Raw genomic sequence first — 25,486 nt, 5'->3', positions numbered from 1 at the left:
CGCGCAACCGGCTAACCCGCGGCGATCATCGCCACCGCGCCGAGCGCCAGCACCATTCCGAGCGCCTGCCATCGGGTGACCCGCTCGCGCAGCACCACGATCGCCAGCAGCACCGTCGCCGCCGGATACAACGACATCAGCACGCCCGCGAGCGACAGCAGCGCCGCCTGCAGCGCCAAGAGCATCGCGATGTTCGCGCCGACGTCGAGGAAGGCCGCGAGCACCGCCAACTTCAGCGGGTTGCCCGACGGTGGCCGCAGATTTGCGCTCAGCGCCGCGATGAGGATCACCAGCGCCGTCGCCGACGCCCGCGCGAACACCAGTGGCCACAGTCTGGCCTCCACCGGCGCCTGGTCGATCAGCACGAAGTTGAGCCCGAACGCCACGCCCGAGCCGACCGTCAGCCACGCCACTCTCGGCGTGAACCGGTGCTCCTTGACGTCCTCGTCGGAGGCCTCGCGGCTGACCAGGACCACCGCGATCAGCGCCAGCACGACGCCCACACCGGCGATCAGCCCGGGCCGCTCTCCGAGCGCCAACCCCACACCCACGGGGATGCCGGCCACCAGGATCGCGGTGAGCGGCGAGACGACCGAAATCGGTCCCGAGCCGAGCGCGGCGTAGAACCACCACACGCCGAACGCCTGCGAGACCCCGCACAGCACGCCCCACACGACCGCACCCTGGGATACGTCGCCGCCGATCGGCACCGCCACCGCGGCAAGCACGACCATCGCGATCGGATAGGAGACCAGCACGACGCGCAGCGCGGCGACGCGGCGGGAAGCCAGCCCTCCGACGAAATCGCTGACCCCGTATCCCAGCGCCGACGCCAGCGCCAGCGCGACTCCGATCAGGTCATGCCCTTGGCGCGGCGACCCAACTCGCGGGTGATCTCGCGCTGCGCGTCGCGGCGGGCCAGGTCCTGGCGCTTGTCGCGGGCTTCCTTGCCGCGGGCCAGCGCCAGTTCCACCTTGACCTTGCCTTCGGTGAAATACAGCGACAGCGGCACGAGTGTGAGGTTGCCGTCGCGAATCCGGCCGATCAGCTGATCGATCTGCTTGCGGTGCATCAGCAGTTTGCGGTTGCGCCGCGGCGCGTGGTTGGTCCAGGTGCCGTGGTGATACTCCGGGATGTGCACGTTGCGCAGCCAGACCTCGCCGTCGTCGACGGTGGCGAACGCGTCGGCCAGCGACGCCTGTCCGTCCCGCAGGCTCTTGACCTCGGTACCGACCAGCTGGATGCCCGCCTCGAATGTCTCCAAAATCGAATAGTTGTGCCGCGCTTTACGATTGGTCGCGACAACCCTGTTGTTCCCGGAGCGGGACGGATCGGCTTTCTTGGCGCCCTTTTTGGCCACGGCTACCTTCGTATGTAGAGCCGCAGTGTGACGTACGCGGTGATGCCCGACATCGCCAGCCCGAGGAACAGCATCAGCGGTGCGCTGAAGTACAGCACGTCGGCGTAGTCGACCTTGGCGATCAAATTCGCCTGATAGAACTGGTTCAAAGCGTTCTCCAGGAACAGCGCCCGCACCACTATCAGCCCGACGATCGCGATGACCACACCGATCAACGCCGCCAGCATGGCCTCCACCAGGAACGGCAACTGGGTGTACCAGCGACTGGCTCCGACCAGTCGCATGATGCCGATCTCGGTGCGTCTGGTGTAGGCCGCGACTTGGACCATGTTGGCTATCAACAGAATCGCGCCGACCGCCTGCACCAGCGCCACCGCGAACGCGGCGTTACTGATTCCGTCGAGCACCGCGAACAGCCGGTCGATCAGCTCCTTCTGGTTGAGCACGTTGAGCACGCCGGGCTGGCCGACCATCGCCTGGTCGAAATCCTTGTGCTGTTCGGGGTTGTCGAGCTTGACGATGAACGACGCCGGGAACGCATCGCGCCCCGCGACGTCCTTGTACTGCGGGAACTTCTTGATCGCGTCGTCGTAGGCCTCGTCCCGGTTGAGGAAGCGCACCGAACGCACGTCGTCGCGGTCCTCGATCTGCTGGCGCAGCGCCTTGCACGGGTCGGCGTCGCACGACGGGTCGTTGGCCGAGACGTCGTTGGTCAAGAACACCTGGCTCTCGACGCGGTCGAGGTAGATGTTGCGGGACTGATCGGCCAGCCGCACGACCAGCAGGCCGCCGCCGAAGAGCCCGATCGAGATCGCGGTCGTCAGAATCATCGCCACGGTCATGGTGACGTTGCGACGAAATCCAGTGAGGACCTCGTTGATGAGGAAGCCGAAGCGCACTAGCGATCCATTCCGTAGACGCCGCGCTGCTCGTCGCGAATCAGCCGGCCGAGTTCGAGTTCGACGACCCGCTGACGCATTGAGTCGACGATGTGGTGGTCATGGGTGGCCATCAGCACCGTGGTACCGGTGCGGTTGATCCGCTCGAGCAGATCCATGATGTCCTTGCTGGTCTCGGGGTCAAGGTTGCCCGTGGGCTCGTCGGCGAGCAGCACCAGCGGGCGGTTCACGAAGGCTCGGGCGATCGCGACGCGCTGCTGTTCGCCACCGGACAGTTCGGCGGGCAGGCGATTGGCCTTGCCGGACAGCCCGACCATCTCCAGCACGTCGGGCACCACGCGGTTGATGGTGTCGGCGCGTTTGCCGATGACCTCGAGCGCAAACGCCACGTTCTCGAAAACGGTCTTCTGCTGCAGCAGCCGGAAGTCCTGGAAAACGCAGCCGATCACCTGGCGCAGGCTGGGGATATGCCGGCCCGGCAGCTTGTTGACATGGAACTTCGACACCTGGATGTCGCCGTGGGTCGGGGTCTCCTCGGCCAGCAGCAGCCGCATGAACGTCGACTTGCCCGAACCCGACGGCCCGATGAGGAAGACGAACTCACCCTTGTCGATCTTGACCGAGACATTGTCGAGCGCGGGCCGCGCAGACGACTTGTACTGCTTGGTCACGTTGTTGAGGGTGATCATCACGGCACGCCAGTGTAGCGGGGGAACAGCGATGCCCTAGCTGACCGGACTCGGGGCCGGCGCCGGCGACGGCAGCAACTGCGGGAGCGGGGGGAACAGGGGCGGCTGCGTCGTCGGTGTCGTTTCCGGTCCGAGGGTCTCGGTGGTGGGCTGCCGCGGCCCGGGGCCGTCGGGGTCGATCACGGTCGTCGTCGGCGTCGGCGACGTGGTGGTCGTGGTCTCGGTCGGGCTTGTCGTGGTCGTCGTGGTGGTGGTCGTGGTCGTGGTGGGCGTGGACCGCCGCACGTTGGTGCGCGGCACCCAAGTGTAGTTCGGGTCGGGTACGAAACCGGGCGGCACCACGGCCGGGGTGGGCGCCGCCGGCGGGGTGGGTGGCGGCTCGAAGGTCTGGTTCACCCAGAACAGCGCCACGAACGCGACCATGAGCACCACGGTGGACACCCGCATCCGGCCCAGGCGGCCCCGGAACCAGTTCCTCACGGCTTCTGCTCCGGGGAGGGTTGGGTCGGCTCGCCGCCCTCGGGGACGGCCGCTGGATGCGGGATCGCGGCGACCATCGGGTTGTGCCCGTCACCTGGTGACGAGATGCCGCCGCGGCGCAGCGCACGGATGACCAGAACACGGAGCCGACGGCCGACCTCGAACTGCTTACCGGGCAGGGTGCGCGCCACCATCCGCAGATTGACGGTGTCGAGCTCGATGCTCTCCACCCCCATCAGCTGCGGGGCATCGAGCAACAGATCGCGCAGCCCCGGATCCTCGTAGGCGCTTTCGGCGACGCTGTGCAGCAGGTCGTTGACCTCGTTCAGGTCGGCCGACGTCGGGACGGGGATGTCGATGACGGCGCGCGCCCAGTCCTTCGACAGGTTGACCGATTTGACGATCTGACCGTTGGGGATCGTCATCATCTCGCCCTCGCTCGAGCGCAGCTTGGTGACGCGCAACGTGACGTCCTCGACGGTGCCCTCGGCCGGCGCCGCGACACCCGTCACCGTCAACGACACCAGATCGCCGAAGCCGTACTGCTTCTCGGTGATGATGAAGAATCCCGAGAGCAGATCCTGCACGAGCCGCTGCGCGCCGAAGCCCAGCGCGGCGCCCAGCACCGCGGCGGGGGCCACCAGCGATCCGATCGGGATGGCGAGGATGTCCGTCACCTCGACGATCACGATGACGAACAGCAGCGCGACCGAAACCCACGAGATCACCGACGCGACCGCCTGGCGGTGCTTGGTGGTCTCCGAGCGCACCAACTGGTCGCTTCCCGCGTACTCGGCGTCGAGGCGTCGCACGACCTTCATTGCGCCCCAGTTGATGAACCGCGCCGCCAGCACGCCGCCGATCAGCAGGAGCGCGATGCGCACCCCGCGGTCGAGGATCCACACCCCGATGTTGCCGGTCCAGAAGCCGGTCCAGCGCTCGGCGAAGTCGAAGGCGAGTACGGTGCTGTTCATCTCGGCGCTAATCGTCTGATTGGCTCTTGCGCCAACGGATCCCGGCTTCCAGAAATCCGTCGATGTCCCCGTCCAGCACCGCGGCCGGGTTGCCGACCTCGAACTCGGTGCGCAGGTCCTTGACCATCTGGTAGGGGTGCAGCACGTAGGACCGCATCTGGTTGCCCCACGAGCTGCCGCCGTCGCCCTTGAGGGCGTCCATCTCGGCGCGCTCTTCCAAGCGCTTGCGCTCCAACAGTTTTGCCTGCAGAACCCGCATCGCCGAAACCTTGTTCTGCAGCTGCGACTTCTCGTTCTGACACGTCACCACGATGCCCGTCGGGATGTGGGTCAGCCGGACCGCCGAGTCCGTGGTGTTCACCGACTGCCCGCCCGGCCCGCTGGAGCGGTAGACGTCAACGCGCACATCGCTTTCCGGGATTTCGATGTGGTCGGTGGTCTCGACCACCGGCAACACCTCGACGTCGGCGAACGACGTCTGCCTGCGGCTCTGGTTGTCGAACGGGCTGATGCGCACCAGGCGGTGGGTGCCCTGCTCGACCGACAGCGTGCCGTAGGCGAACGGCGCGTGCACGGCGAAGGTCGCGCTCTTGATGCCCGCCTCTTCGGCGTAGGAGATGTCGAAGACCTCGACGGGATAGTCGTGCTGTTCGGCCCAGCGGATGTACATGCGCATCAACATCTCGGCCCAGTCCGCGGCGTCCACCCCGCCGGCCCCCGAGCGGATGGTGACGACGGCCTCGCGCTCGTCGTACTCGCCGGACAGCAGCGTGCGGACCTCCATCGCCTCGATGTCCTCGCGCAGCTTGCCCAGCTCCGCGTCGGCCTCGGCGAGTTCGTCGGCACTGCCCTCTTCGGCGGCCAGCTCGTACATCACCGGCAGGTCGTCGAGCCGCTGCCGCAGCTCCTCGACGCGCCGCAACTCGCCCTGCGCGTGCGACAGCTCGCTGGTCACCTTCTGAGCACGCGTCTGGTCGTCCCACAGGTTCGGGTCGGAGGCCTCGTGCTCGAGCTTCTCGATGCGACCGCGGAGGCCCTCGACGTCGAGCACCCGCTCCACCGTGGTCAGGGTGGAGTCAAGGGCGGCGAGGTCGGCTTGACGGTCAGGATCCACGGGAGTTCAGGTTACCCGGGTGCCGATCGAGGCCGGTTCTCACGACTGGCGGCACCGAACGCGGTGCGCGTTCTAGCATCGGAGGCGTAACCGCCCGGCCCCGACGCGACAGCCCCCTGCGCGAGGCCGGTCAGCGACAGGAAACTCGACAAAAGGTATCCATGCGCCCCTACCACGTGGCGATCGTCGGCTCAGGGCCTTCGGGTTACTTCGCCGCCGCGTCGTTGCTCAAGTTCGCCGACTCCGCCGAAGACGCCGACGTGCGCGTCGACATGCTCGAGATGCTCCCGACCCCCTGGGGGCTGGTGCGCTCGGGTGTGGCCCCCGACCATCCGAAGATCAAGTCGATCAGCGCCCAGTTCGAGAAGACGGCCCTCGATCCGCGGTTCCGGTTCTTCGGCAACGTCGCGGTCGGCGAGCACGTGCATCCCGCCGAGTTGGCCGAACAGTACGACGCGGTGATCTATGCAGTCGGTGCGCAGTCGGACCGGGCGCTGGGCATCCCGGGCGAGGACCTGCCCGGCAGCGTCGCCGCCGTCGATTTCGTCGGCTGGTACAACGCGCACCCGCACTTCGAGGAGATCGCGCCGGACATCTCCAGCGGCCGCGCCGTCGTGATCGGCAACGGCAACGTCGCACTCGATGTCGCGCGGATCCTCGTCACCGACCCCGATGTGCTGGCCGCGACGGACATCGCTGACCACGCATTGAAGTCGCTGCACGACCGCGGGGTCGAGGAGGTCCTCGTCGTCGGCAGGCGCGGTCCGTTGCAGGCGCCGTTCACCACCCTGGAGCTGCGCGAGCTCGGACACCTCGAGGGGCTCGGCGACGTCGATGTCATCATCGATCCCGCCGACTTCGCCGACATCACCGACGAGGACCTCGAGGCGGCGGGCAAGACCGTCCGCAACAACATCAAGGTGTTGCGCGGCTACGCCGAGCAGACACCGAAGAACGCCAAGCGTCGCATCGTGTTCCGGTTCCGCACCTCGCCGATCGAGATCAAGGGCGACGGGCGCGTGGAGTCGATCGTGCTCGGGCGCAACGAGCTGGTCGAGGAGAACGGCCGCATCGTCGCGAAGGACACCGGCGAACGCGAGGAGGTGCCGGCCCAGCTGGTGGTGCGCGCGGTGGGCTATCGCGGTGTGCCGACACCGGGCCTGCCGTTCGACGAACGCAGCGGCACGATCCCGCACACCGGCGGCCGCGTGGACGGCAGCCGCAACGAGTACGTCGTCGGCTGGATCAAGCGGGGCCCGACCGGCGTCATCGGCAGCAACAAGAGCGACTCGCAGGAAACGGTCGACACGCTGATCGCCGATCTGTCCGATGCGCAGTTGTCCGACTTCGACGAGAACCACTCGAGGCGGCTGGCGGAATGGCTGGTCGAGCGGCAGCCGAAGGTCATCACCGACGACCACTGGCGGCTGATCGACGAGTACGAACGGTCAGCGGGCGAACCGCATGGACGGCCGCGCGTCAAGCTGACCAGCGTGGCCGAAATGCTGAGGATCGGGCACGGCTGATCAGGCGTACGGCTGCGGCGGCGGAGGCGGCGGCGCGGCGTCCGGCGGCAGGCCCTGCGGCGCGAACCGCCAGTTGTCGGGGTTCTTCGGCGAGTAGACGACCGGGAACAGCTGGCCCATTGTCGGCCAGTCGTCGACGTCCACCTCGAGCCGCTGGTATACGACGTGCTCGTTAACCGTGGGGCCGTTGATAACGCCGGTGATCGTCACGTACTGGGGCCCGGTCACGTCAGTGGGTCGCGGGCTGACGCCGGTGACCAGCAACTGACCCGAGGGCCAGTCGGTCGGGGCGCCGCGGCGGCGCATCAGCATCGGCCGGGCCAGCAGCACCAGCGCACCAACCAGCAGCACTATCACCGCGAATTCCCACATCCCGACATGGTAGGACGACAGGCATGGATTCCGAGGCGAGCGCGAGTGGGGCGGACGATCTGGCACTGGCGCTTACCCTGGCCGATGAATCGGACGCCAGGACGATGGCCCGCTTCGGCGCGGTGGACCTCGTCGTCGAAACCAAACCCGACCTGACCCCCGCCACGGATGCCGACCTCGAGGTCGAGTCGATGATCCGGCAGCGACTCGAGCGGGAGCGCCCGAACGATTCGGTGTTCGGCGAGGAGTTCGGTGGGACGAAGGAATTCGTGGGCAGGCAGTGGGTCGTCGACCCGATCGACGGGACCAAGAATTTCGTGCGCGGCGTGCCGGTGTGGGCGACGCTGATCGCGCTGTTGCACGACGGCGTTCCGGTGCTCGGCGTGGTGAGTGCGCCCGCGCTGCATCGTCGGTGGTGGGCGGTGGCCGGCCGGGGCGCGTTCGCGCGGGTGAGCGGGCAAGCGGAGCGACATTTGACCGTGTCGAAGGTCGATGACCTCGGCTCGGCGAGCCTGGCGTTCTCCAGCCTCTCGGGCTGGGCCGACCGCGGCATCCGCGAACGGTTCGTCGCGCTGACCGACGCCGTGTGGCGGGTGCGCGGCTACGGCGACTTCTACAACTACTGCCTCGTCGCGGAGGGCGCCGTCGACATCGCGATGGAGCCCGAGGTGTCGACGTGGGACCTGGCGCCACTCGACGTCTTGGTGCGCGAGGCCGGGGGCCGTTTCACCAACCTCGATGGCGAGGATGGGCCTCACGGTGGCAGCGCGGTCGCGACCAACGGCCTGCTACACGATGAGGTTCTGCGTCGGCTGCTGTGAGTTCGACAACAACTTACTTGTGAGTCAGTTCCGATACCTTACTCTGGAGTCAGTTCGACGAGTTCGGACGTCCCCAATCAAAGCGAGGCAGTCGAAATGAGCAAGAACCTGCCGTCGAAAAACGGATCCAAGCCCAAGCGCAGCGGCAAGGAAAGTGCCGTCGGCTTGAAGAAACACAAGCGCTCCGCAACCGATCTCGGGCTCGCGCTGGTCACTCCCCTGGTCGGTCAGGAGTTCTTGGATCGCTACAACCTGCGTGACCCGCTCAACCGCGGGTTGAAGTACGGCGTCAAGCAGGTCTTCTCTGTCGCGGGCGCCGCCAACCGACAGTTCAAGCGCGTGTCGGGTAATCAGAGCGGCCCGACGCGGCTGAAGAAGAGCGGATCGGACTACTTCGATCTCACCCCCGACGACGAACAGCAGATGATCGTCGAGACGGTCGGCGAGTTCGCCGACGAAGTCATCCGCCCGGCGGCGCGAGAAGCCGACGAGGCCGCCGACTACCCCGTCGACCTCGTGGCCAAGGCGTCCGAACTCGGCATCACCGCGATCAACGTGCCCGAAGATTTCGAGGGCATCGCCGCGCACCGGGCGGCCGTCACCAATGTCCTTGTCGCCGAGGCGCTCGCTTACGGCGACATGGGCCTCGCGCTTCCGATCCTGGCTCCCGCGGGCGTCGCATCGGCGCTCACGCATTGGGGCAGCGCCGATCAGCAGGCCACCTATCTGAAGGAGTTCGCGGGCGAGAACGTCCCGCAGTCCTGCGTCGCGATCGCCGAACCGCGTCCGCTGTTCGATCCGACCGCGTTGAAGACCACGGCCGTGCGCACGCCGAGCGGTTACCGCCTCGACGGCGTGAAGTCGTTGGTGCCGGCGGCCGCGAACGCCGAATTATTCATCGTCGCAGCGCAACTCAATGGCAAGCCCGCGCTGTTCATCGTCGAATCGTCGTCGAAGGGGCTCAGCGTCACGCCGGACCCGGGTATGGGAATCCGCGGGGCCGCGATCGGTCAGGTGTCGCTCGACGGGGTCACCGTGCCACTGTCGGCGCGGCTCGGCGAAGAGGGCGCCAACGATGAGGATTACTCGGAGGCGCTCGCGCTGTCTCGGCTCGGCTGGGCGGCGCTGGCCGTCGGAACCTCGCATGCGGTGCTCGACTACGTCGTGCCATATGTCAAGGAGCGCCAAGCTTTCGGCGAACCGATCGCGCACCGCCAGGCGGTCGCTTTCATGTGCGCCAACATGGCGATCGAGTTCGACGGTCTGCGCCTGATTACCTGGCGCGGCGCATCGCGGGCCGACCAGGGCCTGCCGTTCGCCCGCGAAGCCGCGCTGGCCAAGCGGCTGGGAACCGACAAGGGAATGCAGATCGGCCTGGACGGTGTGCAGCTTCTCGGCGGCCACGGTTACACCAAGGAACACCCCGTTGAGCGCTGGTACCGCGATCTGCGTGCCATCGGCGTCGCCGAGGGCGTTGTAGTCATCTGAGTCTTACGAGCGAAAGTCGAACCATGGCAATCAATCTGGAGCTACCGCGCAAACTCGAGGCGGTCATTGAGAAAGCGCACCAGGGAGCCGCCGAGATGCTGCGCCCCATATCCCGCAAGTGGGATCTGCGCGAACACGAGTACCCGGTGGAGCTCGACACCCTCGCCACCCTCTTCGAGGGGATTCAGGGCGCCAAGACCGTCGCGTTCGCCGGCGCCGAGGCGTTCGCCGGTGGCGACGAGCCAAAGGACGTCAATCACAACGGCGCGAACATGTCGGCCGTGCTGAACGTGATGGAGATCAGTTGGGGCGACGTGGCATTGATGCTCTCGGTGCCGCGCCAGGGGCTCGGCAACGCCGCCATCTCCAGCGTCGCCACCCCTGAACAGCTCGAACGGCTGGGCAAGGACGTGTGGGCGGCGATGGCGATCACCGAACCCGGCTTCGGCTCCGATTCGGCGGCGGTGTCGACGACGGCGAAGCTCGACGGCGACGAGTACGTGATCAACGGCGAGAAGATCTTCGTCACGGCAGGCTCGCGGGCCACCCACATCGTGGTGTGGGCGACGCTGGACAAGTCTTTGGGCCGCGCGGCGATCAAGTCGTTCATCGTGCCGCGCGAACACCCCGGTGTGACGGTCGAACGGCTCGAGGACAAGCTCGGCATCAAGGCCTCCGACACTGCGGTCATCCGGTTCGACAACGTCCGGATCCCCAAGGAGAACCTGCTGGGCAGCCCGGAGGTCCACGTGGAGAAGGGTTTTGCCGGGGTCATGGAGACGTTCGACAACACCCGGCCCGTCGTCGCCGCGATGGCCGTCGGCATCGCCCGTGCCGCGCTGGAGGAGCTGCGCAAGCTGCTCACCGACGCCGGTGTCGAGATCTCCTACGACAAGCCCTCACACGCTCAGAGCGCACCGGCCGCGGAGTTCCTGCGGATGGAATCCGATTGGGAAGCGGCGTATCTGCTGACGGTGCGCTCGGCGTGGCAGGCCGACAACGACATTCCGAACTCGAAGGAAGCGTCGATGGGCAAGGCCAAGGCCGGCCGGGTGGCCAGTGACATCACCCTCAAGGCCGTCGAACTCGCGGGCACCGTCGGCTACTCGGAGGTCACGCTGCTGGAGAAGTGGGCGCGCGACAGCAAGATCCTCGACATCTTCGAGGGTACCCAACAGATTCAGCTGCTCGTGGTCGCGCGGCGCCTGCTCGGACTGTCGTCGGCCGAGCTGAAGTAGCTCCTCGCCCGGGTCGCCGAGCAGACGTAAAACTGCCCATTTCGCGGCGATTTTGGGCAGTTTCGCGTCTGCTCGCCAGGGAATCAGAAGCCGTCGTGCACGACCACACGGGTGCGGCCGGTGACGCCGCCGCCGATGATCGTGCGCAGGGTGTGCGGAGCGTCCAATATCGTGACGTCCTTCGTGACGTCCGCTAGGTGCTTGGGCCTGAGCTCGCCTTCGAGCTGCTTCCAGATCTCGCGGCGCGGTCCGATGGCGAGCTGCACGGAGTCGATCCCGGCGAGCGTGACGCCGCGCAGGATGAACGGCATCACCGTCGTCGGGAGGTCGGCGGACCGGGCCAGACCCGAAATCGCCGCGACACCAGCGTAATTCAGCGTGCTCAATGCATACGCGAGGGTGTCACCGCCGACGCTGTCGACCACGGCCGCCCATTTGGACTTGCCGAGCGGACGAACCTTCTCCCCCTCCTCGGGCAGCCGTCCGATCACCTGGTACGCGCCGAGGCCCATCAGATAGTCGTGGGCTTCGGCCTTCCCCGAGGAAGCGATCACCTCGTAGCCGAGCCCGGCCAGCAGGTCGACGCTGATGCTGCCGACGCCTCCGGTCGCACCGGTGACCAGCACCGGCCCGTCCTGCGGCCGGACGCCGTGCGCGCGAATCGCGTTGACGCTCATGGCCGCGGTGAAGCCGGCGGTTCCGATCGCGGCGGCTTCGCCCGTCGTCAACCCGTCGAGCTTGACCACGTAGTCGGCCGGGAAACGGGCGGTGTCGGCGTAGCCGCCGTGCCTGCCGGTGCCGATGTCGTAGCCGTGCGCGACGACCCGGTCACCCACCGCGAAGTCCGATGACGACGACGCAGTGACGGTGCCGGCCACGTCGATACCGGGGATGAGCGGATACGACCGGGCCACACCGCCGTTGGGCGTCACCGCCAGTGCGTCCTTGTAGTTGATCCCCGAGTACTCGACGGAGATCGTGACCTCACCGTCGGGCAGCAATGCGTCGTCGACGACTTCGTGCCGCAGGGAGATCTCTCCCGCGGAGTCCTGATGTGCGACCAGGGCGTTGACTGCGCTCATGACGCTCATTGTTCACCACAGACAAAAGTCCCCGGACGCGTGCTGCGCCCGGGGACTCTTGACGTGCTTTACGAACCGAGATGCGAGATCAGGTCAGGCTTCATCTCCTGCAACTGAGCACCCCAGTACTCCCAGCTGTGCGTGCCGTACGGCGGGAAGTTGAACACACCGTTGTTTCCGCCCGCGGCGATGTAGTTGTCGCGGAACGTGATGTTCGTGCGGATCGTCAGGCCCTCGAGGAACTCGGCGGGCAGGTTCGCACCACCCAGCTCGTTGGGCGTGCCGTTACCGCAGTACACCCACAACCGGGTGTTGTTCGCGACCAGGGTCGGGATCTGCAACATCGGGTCGTTGCGCTTCCAGGCGCTGTTCGGGTCCTCGGTCGGACCCCACATGTCGTTGGCCTTGAAGCCGCCCGCGTCGCCCATCGCCATGTTGATCAGGAACGGCCACTGGCCCTCCGACGGGTTCAGGAACGCAGACAGCGCGCCGGCGTAGATGAACTGGTCCGGGTGGTAGACGGACAGGATCATCGCCGAGTTACCCGACATCGACAGGCCGACCGCGGCGTTGCCGGTGGTGGACACGCCCCTGTTGGCGGCGAGCCACTGCGGCAGCTCGCTGGTCAGGAACGTCTCCCACTTGTAGGTCTGGCATCCGGCCTTACCGCAGGCCGGCGCGTACCAGTCGGAGTAGAAGCTGGACTGGCCGCCCACGGGCAGGACCAGCGACAGCGGCGTCTCGTAGAACCACTCGAACGCCTGGGTCTCGAGGTCCCAGCCGTTGTAGTCGTCGCGAGCGCGCAGGCCATCGAGCAGGTACACCGCCTTGGAGCCGGTGCCCTTCTGGAACTGCACCTTGATGTCGCGCCCCATCGACGGCGACGGCACCATCAGGTACTCGACCGGCAGGCCGGGCCGGGAGAACGCCCCAGCGGAGGCTGACTGGCCGGCGAGGCTCACGAAACCCGGCAACAGGGCCGCCGCGATGGCCGCCACCGCGAAGCGCCGCGCCCAGGGGCCGCGAATTCTGTCAATCAAGCTCATTCTGCAAGTCCATCCATCTTCCGGTTTGCCACTTAGGAGGCCGTTCCGTCCGCGATCGAGCGATCGCCATCGACACCGCAGCGGCTGCTCCACTGCGCTGTCATGCCCGCTCGACTGGACCCGGGGCCGTCGAACGGACCGAGAAAATTTCAGTTGTCGCGTGTGCAGTAAAACATGATGATCAGCGCAGGAGAAACCCCGGGCGGTCCCGCGCGCCGCTTTCTGTGAGCAAATTGTTGCCCGCGGGACGGTCGAAAACGCCCTCTATCGTGCCTCAGCGGTCGCTGTGCGCACCCGTAGGCTTCCGCATATGGCACCGGCCCGCACGCCGCGACTGTCTGTCGACGACTGGATCCAGGCCGGCTACGAGATCCTCGCCGAGCGAGGCATCAAGGCACTCAAGCTGGACGCGCTGTGTGAGTGTGTCGGCGCCACCAAGGGCAGCTTCTACTGGCATTTCACCGACATGGCCGGTTATCGATCGGCGCTGGTCAGCGCATGGGGCGAGGTACGCGACGACGACCGGCGGCACTTCGCGGCGCTGAGCGACCTGCCACCGCGCGAGCGGCTCTCTCGCATGATGAGCGCGCTGGTCGACGCCCGGCACCGGACGCTGGAACGGGCGATGCGGGAGTGGGCCCGCACCGACGAGGAGGTCGCCGCGGGCGTGCGCGCCTCGGACCGGCGGGTTCTCGAGGCCGTCCGGCAGGCGTTCATCGAGGACGGGTTCGACCTCGAGGAGGCCGACCTGCGCGCCAACGCCACCTTCGCGGCCGGTATCGGCTTTTTGCACTTGTCCGGGTCGAAGGCGAGCGCGAGGGCTGCGGCGCGGCGGGAACGGTTCCTCGACATCATGTTCGCGCGCTAGTTTCCATACAAAAAAGTATGGTAACGTCCTGGCCCATGACGGCCTCGGCTCTTCCGCTGGTCGACGCGGATTTCGTCGACCGGCTCGCCGATCGGGCGGCCGAGGCCGAGCGATTGCGCCAGTTGCCGCAGGCGACGGTCGATGAGCTTCTGGCGTCGGGGGTGACCGACCTGCTGGTGCCCGCGCGGTACGGCGGCATGCAGGCGCCGCTTCCGGCGATCTTCGATCCGGTCCGGCGGATGGCGCACGGCTGCGCGTCCACCGCGTGGACGATCGGCTTCTACATGCTGCACAACTGGATGCTGGCGTTGTTCGACGAGCGCGCCCAGGAGGAGGCGTTCACGACGCGCCCGTTCCTCGCCCCCGCTCCCCTGGCGCCGACGGGTCGGGGCCTGCCCGCCGACGGCGGCATACGGCTGAGCGGCCGGTGGTCATGGGCCACCGGCGTCATGCACGGCAACTGGATCATGGTCGGCGCGCTCTGCGGCCCCGAAGACGATATGGCCGCCATCTATCCCGCGCTCGCCCTATTGCCGATCGACGACGCCATGATCGACGACGTCTGGCACACCGACGGCATGCGCGCCACCGGATCGAACGACGTCGTGATCGACGACGTGTTCGTGCCCGACCACCGGTTGGTCCGGGTCGTCGACATCTACACCGGCACCGCCCCCGGGTCGGCGCTACACGACGCCGACACCTACCGCTGGCCGATGGTGCCCGCTCTCGCGCTGCTGGCCGCGATGCCGGCCCTGGGCAGCGCCGAACGTGTCGCCGAGATCTACGCCGAGCGGCTCGCGGGACGGGTGCTGGCGTACGAGGGCGTCATGCAAAAGGACAAGCCGATCGCACAGGCCCGCCTCGGGGAGGCCGAAGTGCGACTGCGGGCGCTGCGCGGTCTGCTGGCCGACACCGTCGGCGAGATCGAGACGATCGTCGCCGCCGGCGACGCCGTGCCCAGACCGGTGCGCGGTGCGGCCCGGATGGCGGCCGCGCACATCGTGCACGAATCGCGCGCGGTGATCGGGCTGCTGCTCGAAGCCTCCGGCGCCAGCGCGCATTTCGTCGACAACCCGCTCCAGCGGATCAAGCGCGACGTCGACGTCGTGGCCGGTCACGTCGTGTTCGACTACGACACCAGCCGCGAACTCGCCGGGGCGCTGAGGTTGGGTATGAAGGTGTCACGGACCGCGATGGTGTGACCGAAGGGGTAACCATGGCCGAGGACTTGCGCGATCGAGTCACCAAGCTGTTCCAGAAGAACGTCGCCAATCGGGTGATGCGGCATCTGCCGTTCCAGACCTTGCTGGAGACGACGGGACGCAAGACCGGCCAACCCCGGCGCACCCCGCTCGGCGGTAGCCGGGTGGGCAACGAGTTCTGGTTCGTGTCCGAATTCGGCGACAACTCGCAGTATGTCAAGAACATCCGAGCGAACCCCGCGGTGCGGGTTCGGCTGAACGGCAAGTGGCACAAGGGAATCGCACACATCGTCGCGGATGACGATCCGCATGAGCGGTTGCGATCGCTGCCGCAGTTCAACAGTTTCGGGGTGCGGACCTTCGGTACGAAACTGCTGACCATCCGGGTCGACCTCGAGGATTGACTCGCACTGTAGGTAAAACTAAAGTCAGTTTTAGTTCTGGGCGTCCGGCCCGCCGTCACCGTCGATGGAGCGAACCATGGAATCGTTTGTCCACCTGCGCAAGGGCCGCACCCCCAAGCGCCTGCACGCCGACCTCGACGGACTAAAGGACGACGAACTCGGCCGCGGCGGATTCGTCGGGCGCACTGCGAACATCTACCGCCGCCACGACCCCACGGCGTATCGGGCGTCGGGGCCGCTGCGCCCGGTCGACGTGATGACCAGCGAGCTCAAGCCCAGCGACGCCACCGATCCCGCGGGCACGCCCCTGCTGCTCTTCAGCAACCCGGACTGCCGGATCTCGCTGAGCCGGCGCAGCGAGGAGATGCCGTTCTACGTGCGCCACGTGGACGGCGACCTGCTGTCGTTCGTGCACCGCGGCACGGGTCTGCTCGAGACGGAGTTCGGCCCGCTGCGCTATCGCGAGGGTGACTGGGTCTACATGCCGAAGGCGACGACGTGGCGCCAGATACCCGACGCCGAAACGACCCTGTTGATGATCGAGGCCACCGACGAGTTCCGCGTTCCGCCGCCGGGACCGCTGGGCAGGCACTTCCCGTTCGACCCGTCACAGGCCACGGTGCCCGACCCGCAGCCGATCGACGATGACGGTCGTGCCGAATACGAAGTTCGTCTCGTTCACGAGGGCGGACCGACATCGCTGTTCTACCAACACAATCCGATGGACGTCGAGGGGTGGCGCGGCGACAACTTCCCGTTCACGTTCAACATCGCCGACTACAACGTCATCGCCAGCGAGAGCGTGCACCTCCCCCCGACCGTGCACCTGTTCATGCAGGCGACGGGTGTTGCAGTGATGAACTTCCTACCCCGGCCCGCCGAAAGCGTGCCCGGCACCGAGCGTCCGCCGTGGTATCACCGCAACGTCGACTACGACGAGGTCTCCTTCTTCCACGGCGGTGACCTGTTCGGCATCCCGATGCCGCCCGGTCTCGTCAGCCACGCCCCGCAGGGCGTACACCACGGCGCACCGGAGAAGGCGCGCGAGCGGGCGCGGCGCAAGTTCGACGAACAGGACCGCGTCGGTTGGTACGTGATCTCGGTCGACACCACCAGGCGACTCACGCCGTCGGCCGAGGTGCTGGCGAACGATCTGGGGCAGCACTCGTGACGCAGACGACCGAGTCGCCGGTGCGCTACGAGTACGACCGCATTCCCTATCTCGTTGCCTTCCAGAACAACTCGGGTGTTCGCGACACCTACGGCGGGGTTGCCGAACTCGTCGTGATGGAGAGCTACCTGCTCAAGCCGAAGGACAAACCGAGCGATACCGTGCTGGTGTTCATGCACCCGATCGGCGGCGGCGCCTACCTGCCGATGATCAACGCGCTGGCCCGCGCCGGCCATCACGTCATCTACTGCAACAGCAGATTCCGCGGGACGGACGTGGCGCTGTTGATGGAGAAGGTCGTCGAGGACCTTGGCGAGTGCATCAAGGACGCCAAGAACCGGCTGGGCTACTCGAAGGTGGTGCTCGCCGGGTGGAGCGGCGGCGGTTCGCTGTCGGTGTTCTACCAGCAGCAGGCCCAGAACCCCACGATCACCGCCAGCCCGTCGGGCGACGGCCCGGACCTGACCAAGCTCGACCTGATTCCCGCCGACGGGATCATGCTGCTCGCGGCGCACGTCAGCCGGCACGGCACGCTCACCGAGTGGCTGGACGCCTCGATCCTCGACGAGTCAGACCCCTCCAAGCGCGATCCCGAGCTGGACCTGTACAACCCGGACAACCCCAACCAGCCGCCCTACACCGAGGAGTTCCTCGAGCGCTACCGCGCGGCGCAAATCGCCCGCAACCGCCGAATCACCGTGTGGGTCAAGGACAAACTGGCGGAACTGAAGGCCGCCGGACGGCCCGAGGACGAGTTCGGTTTCGTCGTGCACGGCACGATGGCCGACCCGCGGTGGCTGGATCCTGCGGTCGATCCGAACGAACGGGCGCCGCGGATGACCTACCTGGGTGATCCTCAGGTGGTGAACAACAGCCCGGTGGGGCTGGCCCGCTTCTGCACGCTGCGCAGCTGGCTGTCGCAGTGGAGCTACGACGACGCCAACGGCGACGCGGTGAAGTGTGGACCCGACATCGCGGTGCCCACCCTGGTGATCGGCAACCTCGCCGACGACGCCTGCACGCCGAGCCACACCCGCAGGCTCTACGAGGCGATCGGGCATCCGGACAAGGAGATGTACGAAATCCCGGGCGCCAACCACTACTACTCCGGTCCCGATCAGCGCGAGACGCGCGCGAAGGCCGTCGCGATCTGCACGGACTGGCTGCACAGGCACGGGTTCTCGCTATGACCACCGGCCCGCTGGACGGTATCCGGGTCATCGAGGTCGGCACGCTGATCTCCGGCCCGTTCGCGGGTCGACTGCTCGGCGACATGGGCGCCGAGGTCATCAAGATCGAACCACCGGGCGCGCCGGATCCGCTGCGCACCTGGGGGCAGGCCGAGCTCGACGGGCACCACTTCTTCTGGACCGTGCACGCACGCAACAAGAAAGCCGTCACGCTGAACCTGCGGACCGACGGCGGTCGTGCGCTGTTTCTCGACCTCGTCGAGCGCTCCGACATCATCGTCGAGAACTTCCGGCCGGGCACGCTCGAGAAGTGGAATCTCGGTTACGACGTGCTGCGCGAACGCAATCGCGGAATCATCCTGGTCCGCGTCTCCGGCTACGGCCAGACCGGTCCCGAGGCGCACAAGGCCGGCTACGCCTCGGTCGCCGAGGCCGCCAGCGGACTGCGGCACATGAACGGTTTCCCCGGCGGCCCGCCGCCGCGGCTGGCGCTTTCGCTGGGTGACAGCCTCGCGGGCATGTTCGCCGCGCAGGGCGCGTTGGCGGCGCTGTACCGGCGCACGGTCACCGGCGAGGGACAGGTCGTGGACGCCGCGCTCACCGAGGCCTGCCTGGCGGTACAGGAATCCACCATCCCCGACTACGACGTCGGTGGCGTGGTGCGCGGCCCGTCGGGCACGCGGCTGGAGGGCATCGCGCCGTCGAACATCTACCGCAGCGCCGACGGTAGCTGGGTGGTGATCGCGGCCAACCAGGACACCGTCTTTCGCCGACTTTGCGGCGCCATGGGCCGCCCCGAGCTGGCCACCGACGACCGGTTCGCCAACCACGTCGCCCGCGGGCGCAACCAGGACGAACTGGACAAGATCATCGGCGACTGGGCCGCTGAACGCGCGCCCGGTGACATCATCGAAACGCTCAGTGCCGCAGGGGTGATCGCCGGTCCGATCAACACGGTCGCCGAGGTCGTGGAGGACCCGCAGCTGCGGGCCCGCGGGATGCTCGTCGAGCACTGGGACGAGCGGGTCGGGCGGTCCGTGCTGGGACCCGGTGTGGTGCCGGTGCTCTCGGAGACGCCCGGCACGGTGCGCTATGCGGGGCCGGCCGCACCCGGCCAACACAACGACGAGGTCTACCGCGGCCTGCTCGGCAGGAGTCCCGCCGAACTCGACGCGCTGAAGGCGGAGGGAGTGCTGTGAACCAGCTACCCGAACACGTACGGATCCGCGACGTCTCGCTGCGCGACGGCTTGCAGATCGAAGACCCGATTCCGTTGTCGGCCAAGCTCGAACTGCTCGCCGCGGTCGCCACCACCGGGGTGCGCGAGATGGAGGCGACGGCGTTCGTCTCGCCGTCGAAGGTGCCCGCCCTGGCCGACGCCGCCGAGTTGGCCGCGCATCTGCAGGAGTACCGCGACTCGCACGACATCGAGTTCTCGGCACTGGTGGCCAGCCCGAACGGCGCCAAACGCGCGATCGCGGCGGGGTTGTCGTCGATCGAGTACGTGGTGTCGGCCGCCGATGGCCACAGCCGAGCCAACGTGGGCCGCACGTCCGCGGAGGCGACGGCGCTGATTCCGGAGATCACGGCGATCGCCCACGACAGCGGGGCGACCGTCGAGGTCATCGTCGCGACCACGTGGGACTGCCCGTTCGACGGACCCACCCCGCACCAGCGCGTCGTCGACGTTATGACCACCGCACTGTCGAGCGAGGTCGACCGGTTGGCGATCGCCGACACCATCGGGACGACGACCCCGCGGCGGGTGACGGAGACGATCGAGGCACTGCGCCCGCTGATCGGTGATGTCCCGCTCGGCGCACACTTTCACAACACCCGCGGAGCCGGGCTGGCCAGCGCCTACGCGGCCGTCACGGCGGGCGTCACCCGGCTGGACGCTTCGGTGGGCGGGCTCGGCGGCTGCCCGTTCGCGCCCGGCGCCAGCGGCAACATCGCCACCGAAGACCTCGTATACCTGTTGCGCGACAGCGGGATCGGCGTCGACGTCGACCTCAGCGCCGCGATCGAGGCGGCGGGTCTCGCGCAACGCCTGGTCGGACATGACCTGCCGAGTTCGCTGCTGCGCGCCGGCGACCGAATCCTGAACTGAGCCGACGTGCCCACCGGACCGTCGACCGCCCTGAGCGCCAAGGGCCGCCAGACCCGCGAGGCCATCGAGCAGGCCGCGCGAAAGCTGTTCGCGGAACGGGGTTTCCACGGGACGACGCTCGGCGACATCACCTCCGCGGCGGGTAAGTCGCCCGCGGCGTTCTACCGGTACTTCGCCGACAAGGAAGATCTGCTTGCGGTGCTCGCGCAGTCGTTTCTCCGCGAGGTGGTGGCCCCCTCCGGCGGGGCTCTCGACCTGCCGGAATCACCCGATGACGACGCGTTCTTCCGCTCCGTGGTCACGGGCTACTGGAACATGTTCAAACAGAACATCGGCATCATGATCGCGGTCGCGCAGCTGGCCGCGACACAACCCCGATTCGCCGCGGTGCAGAACGAGTTTCGCCGGTTCGGGATGGAGATCGTGGCCGCCTCGGTGCGCAGGGCGCAGGAGCAGGGCTACGGCGCCGAGCTCAATCCCGAGCACACCGCGGCGGCCATCGCGCTGCTGTTCGAGAACTTCACCACCGTCTTCGTCGGAACGTCGGGCCTCGGTGTCGAGCTGACCGACGAGGATGCGATCGTGACGCTATCGAGGATCTGGAAGAAGACGCTGTACGGGTTCTGAAACCCGGAAAGGAAATCAACGTGGATTTCGCCCTGCCCGACCATCTGCCCGGGCTTCTCGCGGAGATGGACGCATTCATCGAAGCCGAGATCAAACCGCTGGAACGCGAGAACATCCAGTACTTCGACAAGCGTCGCGAACACGCCCGCACGGACTGGGACAACGACGGCATTCCGCGCCGCGAGTGGGAGGACCTGCTCGACGAGATGCGCAGGCGCGCCGACGCGGCGGGCTGGCTGCGCTACGGGTTGCCGTCGCGGTTCGGCGGTCGCGACGGCAGCAACATCGACATGGCGGTGATCCGCGAACACCTCGCGCACAAAGGTCTCGGCCTGCACAACGACCTGCAGAACGAGTCGTCGATCGTCGGCAACTTCCCCCAGGTCATCATGATGGACCGGTTCGGCACCGAGGCGCAGAAGGCCGAGTGGACCGAGGCGTTGATCACCGGGGAACGGTCGATGGCCTTCGGGCTCACCGAACCCGGGCACGGCTCGGATGCCACGTGGATGGAGACCACCGCGGTGCGCGACGGCGACGACTGGGTCATCAACGGCGCCAAGCGGTTCAACACCGGTGTGCACCGCGCCACCCACGACCTGGTGTTCGCCCGAACCTCGGGCGACGCCGGCCAGGCCCGCGGCATCACCGCATTCCTGGTGCCCACCGACGCGCCCGGATTCACCGTCCCCTACTACTGGTGGTCGTTCAACATGCCCACCGACCACGGCGAGGTGGAGTTGAAGGACGTCCGGGTGCCCGCCGACGCGGTGCTCGGTGAGGTCGACCGCGGCCTGGAGGTGGGCCAGACGTTCCTGCACGAGAACCGGATCCGGCAGGCCGCGAGCAGCCTCGGCGCCGGGCAATACTGCATCGACCGCGCCGTCCAGTACGCAGGAGAGCGCAAGGTGTTCGGCAAGCCCCTGGCGACGAACCAGGCCGTGCAGTGGCCGCTGGTCGAGCTGCAGACCGAGGCCCAGATGGTGCGGCTGCTGGTGTACTACGCGGCAACGGAATTGGACCGAAACCACCACATGGAGGTGTCGGACAAGGTGTCGATGGCCAACTACCGGGCCAACCGGCTGGTGTGCGATGCCGCCGACCGCGCGATGCAGGTGTTCGGCGGCGTCGGCTACAGCAGGCACGAACCGTTCGAGCACATCTACCGGCACCACCGCCGCTACCGGATCACCGAGGGCGCCGAGGAGATCCAGATCCGGCGGGTCGCGCAGCGGCTGTTCGGGTTCGGCAAGCGTTGAACCGCGAACTCGCCGAAGCCCTCACCACCGTCCTCGGCCCGGTGCTCGGCGACGGCGTCGCCGTCGAGAACCTGCACGCGCTCACGGGCGGGGCGAGCCGCACGACGTGGGCCTTCGATGCGGTCACCGGCGACCGCCGTGCACTGATCCTGCGCACCGGCCCGCCCGACGACGTCCACGCCAGCATGGAACTGGAAGCGGCCGTTCAGCAGCGGGCGGCCGCCGCGGGAGCACCGGTGCCGCACATCCTGGCCGCCGACAACTCCCCTGCGGCGCTGGGCAATCCGTACCTGATCTGCGACGCGATCGGCGGCGAGACCATCGTGCGGCGGATCTATCGCGCATTGGACGACGCCGGGCGCGAACGGCTGCTGCACCAGTGCGCACAGGCACTGGCGGCCATCCACCGCGCGGACCATCGGGGCATCGACGTGCCGCCGTCGGACCAGCTCTCCGAGTGGCGCGCACGGCTCGACGAAATGGGCGACACCACAGCGACATTCGAATGGGCGTTCCGCTGGCTCGAAGCCAACCGGCCGGCCCCGTCATCGCAGGTGCTGGTGCACGGCGACTTTCGGATGGGCAATCTGATCGTCGACGACACCGGGTTGGCGGCGGTGCTGGACTGGGAACTCGTGCACGTCGGCGAGGTCTACGAGGACCTGGCCTGGTTTTGCATTCGGGCGTGGCGGTTCGGCGCACCCGAACATCACGGCGCCGGCGGCCTGGGCAGCGTCGAGGATTTCCTGTCGGCCTACGAGTCGGCGGCGGGTATGGCGCTGGACCGCAAGGCATTCCGCTGGTGGCTGACGGTGGCCACCCTGCGGTGGGGGGTCATCTGCCGCTATCAGGCCGAGCGTCATCTGTCGGGGCAGACGGAGTCGGTCGAGCTGGCCGCGATCGGGCGGCGCGTCAGCGAAACCGAATGGGACGTGCTGGATCTGCTCGAAGGAGGTGGACCGCGATGAGTTGGCTCTACGGGCGCCCCACCGCGGCGGAACTCGTCGCCGCCGTCGCCGGCTTCCTCGAAAAGGACGTTCGCGACGCCACCGGTCCCGACGGCCGGGGCGACGCGGGCCAGGTCAACTTCCACGCCCGCGTCGCGGCCAACGTGTTGCGCATCGTCGAACGCGAACTGCTCGACACCTCGGTCGGCGAGGTCGTCGATGCGCTACGCGGAATCGGTTACGACGACGAACCGCAACTGGCGGCGGCGATCCGCTCGGGCGACCTCGACGGCCGCGCCGCGGAGGTCCTGCCCGTGCTGCGGACGCTCGTGCGGCACCGACTCGACGTCAACCACCCCGGCTACTGACGCGATTTGTGAGTGAAAACGATCGCTGAGCGAACGGAATCACGCACAAACCGCTCAGGGGCGACGGATTCGGGCCAGCCATGCCGGTTCGTCGACCAGCGAACCCGCCGAAAGTCCGATGGCCTCGGCCTGGGACGGCTGGACGACGCCGCGGTAGGTGGTCTCCTCCAGCGACTCCAGCACCCAGCCGTCGCCGAACGCGTCGCGAATGTCGGATTCGCTGACCTGCGGGCCGAATCCACGGCCGCGGTCGGACAGCGCGAGCACATGAACGAGGGCGCCGGGACGGCACGCCGCGTGCAGGCTGCGCACGTACTCGGCGCGGTCGGTCGCATCGAAGATGTGGAACAGCGCGCTGTCGACGATCGTGTCGTAGGCGCCGTTGCCGAGGTCCATCGCGTCGGCGACCTCGAACCGTGCCTCGACGCCCTTGGCCTCGGCGTTCCTGCGCGCATGCTCGACCGCGGACGGCGCATAGTCCACGCCGAGCACGTCGTATCCGAGCTTCGTGAGCAGGATCGTGTGCTCGCCGGCGCCGCAGCCGACGTCGAGGATCCTGCCGCGGATCATGCCCGCGCGTTCGAGGTCGACGACGGCCTTCTGCGGCTCGCCGATCACCCACGGTGCGGTTCCGCTCTTGTAGGCATCGTCGAATAGCGAGAGAGTAGGTGTCACATCCATGCCGCTCAGTGTTCAACCTCAACCGACGTTGAGGTCAAGGAGGACCACGTGACCGTTGCCGACGACACCGTCACCAGCGTGGCGGATCGCCTCTTCCGGGCGATCGAGTCCGGCGACCGCGACGAGATCTCGCGCCTGTGGAACGACGACATCGTGGTGTGGAAGGTGGCCGACCGCGACCGCGACAAGGACCGCGCGCTCCGGGTGCTGCACTGGTTCATCGACGCCACCTCGGCGCGCCGGTACGAGGTCATCGACCGCGAACTGTTCGACGGCGGTCTGGTTCAGCAGCACATCCTGCACGCCACCGGACACAACGGCGGCGCGATCGCGATGCGCGTCGGCATCATCATCAGAATCGGCGCCGACGGGCTCATCAGCCGCATCGACGAGTACTTCGATCCGGCGGAGATGGCACCGTTGCTGGAATCCGCACAGTGACCTGTCGGTGAGCCCGACCCTACAAGGAGACGACATGGCAAGTCTGAGCGAGCTTTTCAGCGACCCCGCCTCGACCGGCACATGGACGCTGGACCCGTCGCAGTCGACGATCGTCGTGCGGAGCAAGTCGATGTGGGGCCTCGTGCCCGTCAAGGGCAGGTTCTCCGAATTCAGCGGCGACGGCCAACTGTCTGCGCCGCAGACGGTTTCCGGGCATGTCGACATCAAGGCGGCGTCGTTGCGAACGGGTATCCGCAAACGCGACGAACACCTGCACTCCGCGGATTTCTTTGAGGCCGAGCGGTTCCCAGAGATCAGCGTGCTCGTCGCCGGCGCCGACGCCATCGACGGCGACACCATCGACCTACGCGCCGAGCTGACCATCAAGGGCACGACGAAACCGCTGACCCTGCGCACCAAGGTCTCGCCGGTCGGCGACGGCGGGATGCGGCTGACCACCGAGGCCACCGTCAATCGGCAGGACTTCGGAGTCGACGGCAACCTGGTCGGCATGATCGGCGACAAGGCCACGATCTCCGGCGACTTGGTGTTCCGGCACACCCGCTAGCCGTACGATCACCGCATGGCCGACTCATCGCGTCCACTGCGGGTCCTCGTCTACAGCGACAACCCCAGGACCCGGGAAGAGGTACAACTCGCGCTCGGTAAGCGGGTGCATCCGGAGTTGCCGGAACTGACCTACGTCGAGGTGGCGACCGGACCCATGGTCATCCGCCAGATGGACGAGGGCGGGTTCGATCTGGTGATCCTCGACGGCGAGGCCGCCCCGACCGGCGGGATGGGAATCGCCAAGCAACTCAAGGACGAGATCGCCGATTGTCCGCCGATCCTGGTCCTCACCGGCCGGCCCGATGACGCTTGGCTGGCCCGCTGGTCACGCGCCGAAGCCGCGGTCCCCCACCCGATCGATCCGATCCGGCTGGGCGAGGCCGTGGCCTCGCTGCTGCGCACGCTGGTGCAATAGCCAGAAAACACGTAAACAGCTGTCGCACTTGCCTATTGGAGGCATGACGACATAGCCACGCGTTGCTAATAGCGATACTAACCAAAAGGTGTGGCGCGCATCCCAAAGGGCGCTAGGGTGTGGGTAAGCTCACATCGAACA

29 protein-coding genes are annotated in these 25,486 nt (G+C 67.4%); 18 read left to right on the top strand and 11 right to left on the bottom strand.

Annotated elements, in window-relative coordinates; genetic code table 11:
* Window positions 1-11: 11 nt before the first annotated feature.
* From A5752_RS03310 to prfB, 7 genes are read right to left on the bottom strand one after another with little or no spacing between them, the layout of a single operon-like run.
* Window positions 12-857, bottom strand: a complete 846-nt coding sequence (locus tag A5752_RS03310) for an EamA family transporter (protein WP_082963722.1) — start codon at window positions 855-857, stop codon at window positions 12-14.
* The gene (gene smpB, locus A5752_RS03305; protein WP_067082035.1) at window positions 854-1,360 is read right to left on the bottom strand and encodes an SsrA-binding protein SmpB; all 507 of its coding nucleotides are present in this window, start codon (window positions 1,358-1,360) and stop codon (window positions 854-856) included. Before smpB ends, A5752_RS03310 begins: the two co-directional genes overlap by 4 nt.
* A 2-nt stretch (window positions 1,361-1,362) precedes the next feature.
* Window positions 1,363-2,259, bottom strand: coding sequence for a permease-like cell division protein FtsX (gene ftsX / locus A5752_RS03300; RefSeq protein ID WP_067082032.1), 897 nt, complete (start codon window positions 2,257-2,259; stop codon window positions 1,363-1,365).
* Window positions 2,259-2,948 (bottom strand): cell division ATP-binding protein FtsE, encoded by a 690-nt coding sequence (gene ftsE, locus A5752_RS03295; RefSeq protein ID WP_067082029.1) that lies wholly within the window; start codon window positions 2,946-2,948, stop codon window positions 2,259-2,261. The genes ftsX and ftsE overlap by 1 nt, the downstream gene beginning before the upstream one ends.
* Before the next feature lie 36 nt (window positions 2,949-2,984).
* Window positions 2,985-3,428: an Rv3103c family proline-rich protein gene (locus A5752_RS03290; RefSeq protein ID WP_067082026.1), complete on the bottom strand. Its 444-nt coding sequence runs from the start codon at window positions 3,426-3,428 to the stop codon at window positions 2,985-2,987.
* Window positions 3,425-4,402 carry a mechanosensitive ion channel family protein gene (locus A5752_RS03285; RefSeq protein WP_067082023.1) on the bottom strand — a complete coding sequence of 326 codons (978 nt, stop codon included), beginning with the start codon at window positions 4,400-4,402 and terminating at the stop codon, window positions 3,425-3,427. Before A5752_RS03285 ends, A5752_RS03290 begins: the two co-directional genes overlap by 4 nt.
* Window positions 4,403-4,409: 7 nt before the next feature.
* A complete protein-coding gene (gene prfB, locus A5752_RS03280) occupies window positions 4,410-5,516 on the bottom strand; it encodes a peptide chain release factor 2 (protein ID WP_067082020.1) in 1,107 nt (368 codons plus the stop codon).
* A gap of 161 nt (window positions 5,517-5,677) precedes the next feature.
* On the opposite strand from prfB, the gene A5752_RS03275 reads away from it, so the two are divergent.
* On the top strand, window positions 5,678-7,042 hold the full coding sequence (locus A5752_RS03275; protein WP_067082017.1) for an FAD-dependent oxidoreductase: 1,365 nt from the start codon (window positions 5,678-5,680) through the stop codon (window positions 7,040-7,042).
* Here the strand turns inward: A5752_RS03275 and A5752_RS03270 are convergent, their stop codons facing one another.
* Window positions 7,043-7,414: a hypothetical protein gene (locus A5752_RS03270; RefSeq protein WP_067082014.1), complete on the bottom strand. Its 372-nt coding sequence runs from the start codon at window positions 7,412-7,414 to the stop codon at window positions 7,043-7,045.
* Between the two features lie 23 nt (window positions 7,415-7,437).
* Here A5752_RS03270 and hisN point away from each other — a divergent pair, with 23 nt between their 5' ends.
* The 3 genes from hisN (at window position 7,438) to A5752_RS03255 (ending at window position 10,961) form a co-directional block, all read left to right on the top strand.
* Window positions 7,438-8,235: a histidinol-phosphatase gene (gene hisN, locus A5752_RS03265; RefSeq protein ID WP_067082011.1), complete on the top strand. Its 798-nt coding sequence runs from the start codon at window positions 7,438-7,440 to the stop codon at window positions 8,233-8,235.
* A 96-nt stretch (window positions 8,236-8,331) separates the two neighbouring features.
* Entirely contained in the window at window positions 8,332-9,723 is a 1,392-nt protein-coding gene (locus tag A5752_RS03260; RefSeq protein ID WP_067082007.1) for an acyl-CoA dehydrogenase family protein, read from the top strand.
* Window positions 9,724-9,746: 23 nt separating this feature from the next.
* Window positions 9,747-10,961 (top strand): acyl-CoA dehydrogenase family protein, encoded by a 1,215-nt coding sequence (locus tag A5752_RS03255; protein ID WP_067082004.1) that lies wholly within the window; start codon window positions 9,747-9,749, stop codon window positions 10,959-10,961.
* 83 nt (window positions 10,962-11,044) lie between these two features.
* Here A5752_RS03255 and A5752_RS03250 read toward each other — a convergent pair whose 3' ends face one another.
* A complete protein-coding gene (locus A5752_RS03250; RefSeq protein ID WP_067082001.1) occupies window positions 11,045-12,043 on the bottom strand; it encodes an acrylyl-CoA reductase family protein in 999 nt (332 codons plus the stop codon).
* A 68-nt stretch (window positions 12,044-12,111) separates the two neighbouring features.
* Window positions 12,112-13,089, bottom strand: a complete 978-nt coding sequence (locus A5752_RS03245) for an esterase family protein (protein WP_067081998.1) — start codon at window positions 13,087-13,089, stop codon at window positions 12,112-12,114.
* Window positions 13,090-13,399: 310 nt separating this feature from the next.
* On the opposite strand from A5752_RS03245, the gene A5752_RS03240 reads away from it, so the two are divergent.
* The 11 genes from A5752_RS03240 to A5752_RS03190 all read left to right on the top strand — a co-directional run bounded on the left by A5752_RS03240 (window position 13,400) and on the right by A5752_RS03190 (window position 23,238).
* Window positions 13,400-13,957, top strand: coding sequence for a TetR/AcrR family transcriptional regulator (locus A5752_RS03240; RefSeq protein ID WP_067081995.1), 558 nt, complete (start codon window positions 13,400-13,402; stop codon window positions 13,955-13,957).
* A 35-nt stretch (window positions 13,958-13,992) separates the two neighbouring features.
* Window positions 13,993-15,162: an acyl-CoA dehydrogenase family protein gene (locus A5752_RS03235; protein ID WP_067081992.1), complete on the top strand. Its 1,170-nt coding sequence runs from the start codon at window positions 13,993-13,995 to the stop codon at window positions 15,160-15,162.
* A gap of 14 nt (window positions 15,163-15,176) precedes the next feature.
* Entirely contained in the window at window positions 15,177-15,566 is a 390-nt protein-coding gene (locus A5752_RS03230) for a nitroreductase/quinone reductase family protein (protein WP_067081989.1), read from the top strand.
* A gap of 76 nt (window positions 15,567-15,642) precedes the next feature.
* Window positions 15,643-16,737, top strand: a complete 1,095-nt coding sequence (locus A5752_RS03225; protein ID WP_067081986.1) for a homogentisate 1,2-dioxygenase — start codon at window positions 15,643-15,645, stop codon at window positions 16,735-16,737.
* Window positions 16,734-17,927, top strand: coding sequence for an alpha/beta hydrolase family protein (locus A5752_RS03220; RefSeq protein ID WP_067081983.1), 1,194 nt, complete (start codon window positions 16,734-16,736; stop codon window positions 17,925-17,927). The genes A5752_RS03225 and A5752_RS03220 overlap by 4 nt, the downstream gene beginning before the upstream one ends.
* Window positions 17,924-19,126, top strand: coding sequence for a CaiB/BaiF CoA transferase family protein (locus A5752_RS03215; protein ID WP_067081980.1), 1,203 nt, complete (start codon window positions 17,924-17,926; stop codon window positions 19,124-19,126). The genes A5752_RS03220 and A5752_RS03215 overlap by 4 nt, the downstream gene beginning before the upstream one ends.
* Entirely contained in the window at window positions 19,123-20,037 is a 915-nt protein-coding gene (locus A5752_RS03210; RefSeq protein ID WP_067081977.1) for a hydroxymethylglutaryl-CoA lyase, read from the top strand. Before A5752_RS03215 ends, A5752_RS03210 begins: the two co-directional genes overlap by 4 nt.
* A 6-nt stretch (window positions 20,038-20,043) precedes the next feature.
* On the top strand, window positions 20,044-20,664 hold the full coding sequence (locus A5752_RS03205; RefSeq protein WP_067081974.1) for a TetR/AcrR family transcriptional regulator: 621 nt from the start codon (window positions 20,044-20,046) through the stop codon (window positions 20,662-20,664).
* Between the two features lie 20 nt (window positions 20,665-20,684).
* Window positions 20,685-21,923 carry an acyl-CoA dehydrogenase family protein gene (locus tag A5752_RS03200; protein WP_067081970.1) on the top strand — a complete coding sequence of 413 codons (1,239 nt, stop codon included), beginning with the start codon at window positions 20,685-20,687 and terminating at the stop codon, window positions 21,921-21,923.
* The gene (locus A5752_RS03195; RefSeq protein WP_067081967.1) at window positions 21,920-22,891 is read left to right on the top strand and encodes a phosphotransferase family protein; all 972 of its coding nucleotides are present in this window, start codon (window positions 21,920-21,922) and stop codon (window positions 22,889-22,891) included. Before A5752_RS03200 ends, A5752_RS03195 begins: the two co-directional genes overlap by 4 nt.
* Window positions 22,888-23,238, top strand: a complete 351-nt coding sequence (locus A5752_RS03190; RefSeq protein WP_067081965.1) for a DUF6285 domain-containing protein — start codon at window positions 22,888-22,890, stop codon at window positions 23,236-23,238. Before A5752_RS03195 ends, A5752_RS03190 begins: the two co-directional genes overlap by 4 nt.
* A gap of 54 nt (window positions 23,239-23,292) precedes the next feature.
* Here the strand turns inward: A5752_RS03190 and A5752_RS03185 are convergent, their stop codons facing one another.
* Window positions 23,293-23,919 carry a class I SAM-dependent methyltransferase gene (locus tag A5752_RS03185; RefSeq protein WP_067081962.1) on the bottom strand — a complete coding sequence of 209 codons (627 nt, stop codon included), beginning with the start codon at window positions 23,917-23,919 and terminating at the stop codon, window positions 23,293-23,295.
* Window positions 23,920-23,967: 48 nt separating this feature from the next.
* On the opposite strand from A5752_RS03185, the gene A5752_RS03180 reads away from it, so the two are divergent.
* The 3 genes from A5752_RS03180 to A5752_RS03170 are packed head-to-tail and all read left to right on the top strand — an operon-like array spanning window position 23,968 to window position 25,345.
* Window positions 23,968-24,360 carry a nuclear transport factor 2 family protein gene (locus A5752_RS03180; RefSeq protein ID WP_067081959.1) on the top strand — a complete coding sequence of 131 codons (393 nt, stop codon included), beginning with the start codon at window positions 23,968-23,970 and terminating at the stop codon, window positions 24,358-24,360.
* Window positions 24,361-24,394: 34 nt separating this feature from the next.
* The gene (locus tag A5752_RS03175) at window positions 24,395-24,928 is read left to right on the top strand and encodes a YceI family protein (RefSeq protein ID WP_067081956.1); all 534 of its coding nucleotides are present in this window, start codon (window positions 24,395-24,397) and stop codon (window positions 24,926-24,928) included.
* Between the two features lie 15 nt (window positions 24,929-24,943).
* Window positions 24,944-25,345: an Rv3143 family two-component system response regulator gene (locus A5752_RS03170; RefSeq protein ID WP_067081953.1), complete on the top strand. Its 402-nt coding sequence runs from the start codon at window positions 24,944-24,946 to the stop codon at window positions 25,343-25,345.
* Window positions 25,346-25,486: the final 141 nt, after the last annotated feature.

Source organism: Mycobacterium sp. 852002-51961_SCH5331710 (genome assembly GCF_001665535.1).
In the GTDB taxonomy this organism is placed as follows: domain Bacteria; phylum Actinomycetota; class Actinomycetes; order Mycobacteriales; family Mycobacteriaceae; genus Mycobacterium.
This window is presented reverse-complemented; position numbering and strand designations above follow the sequence as displayed.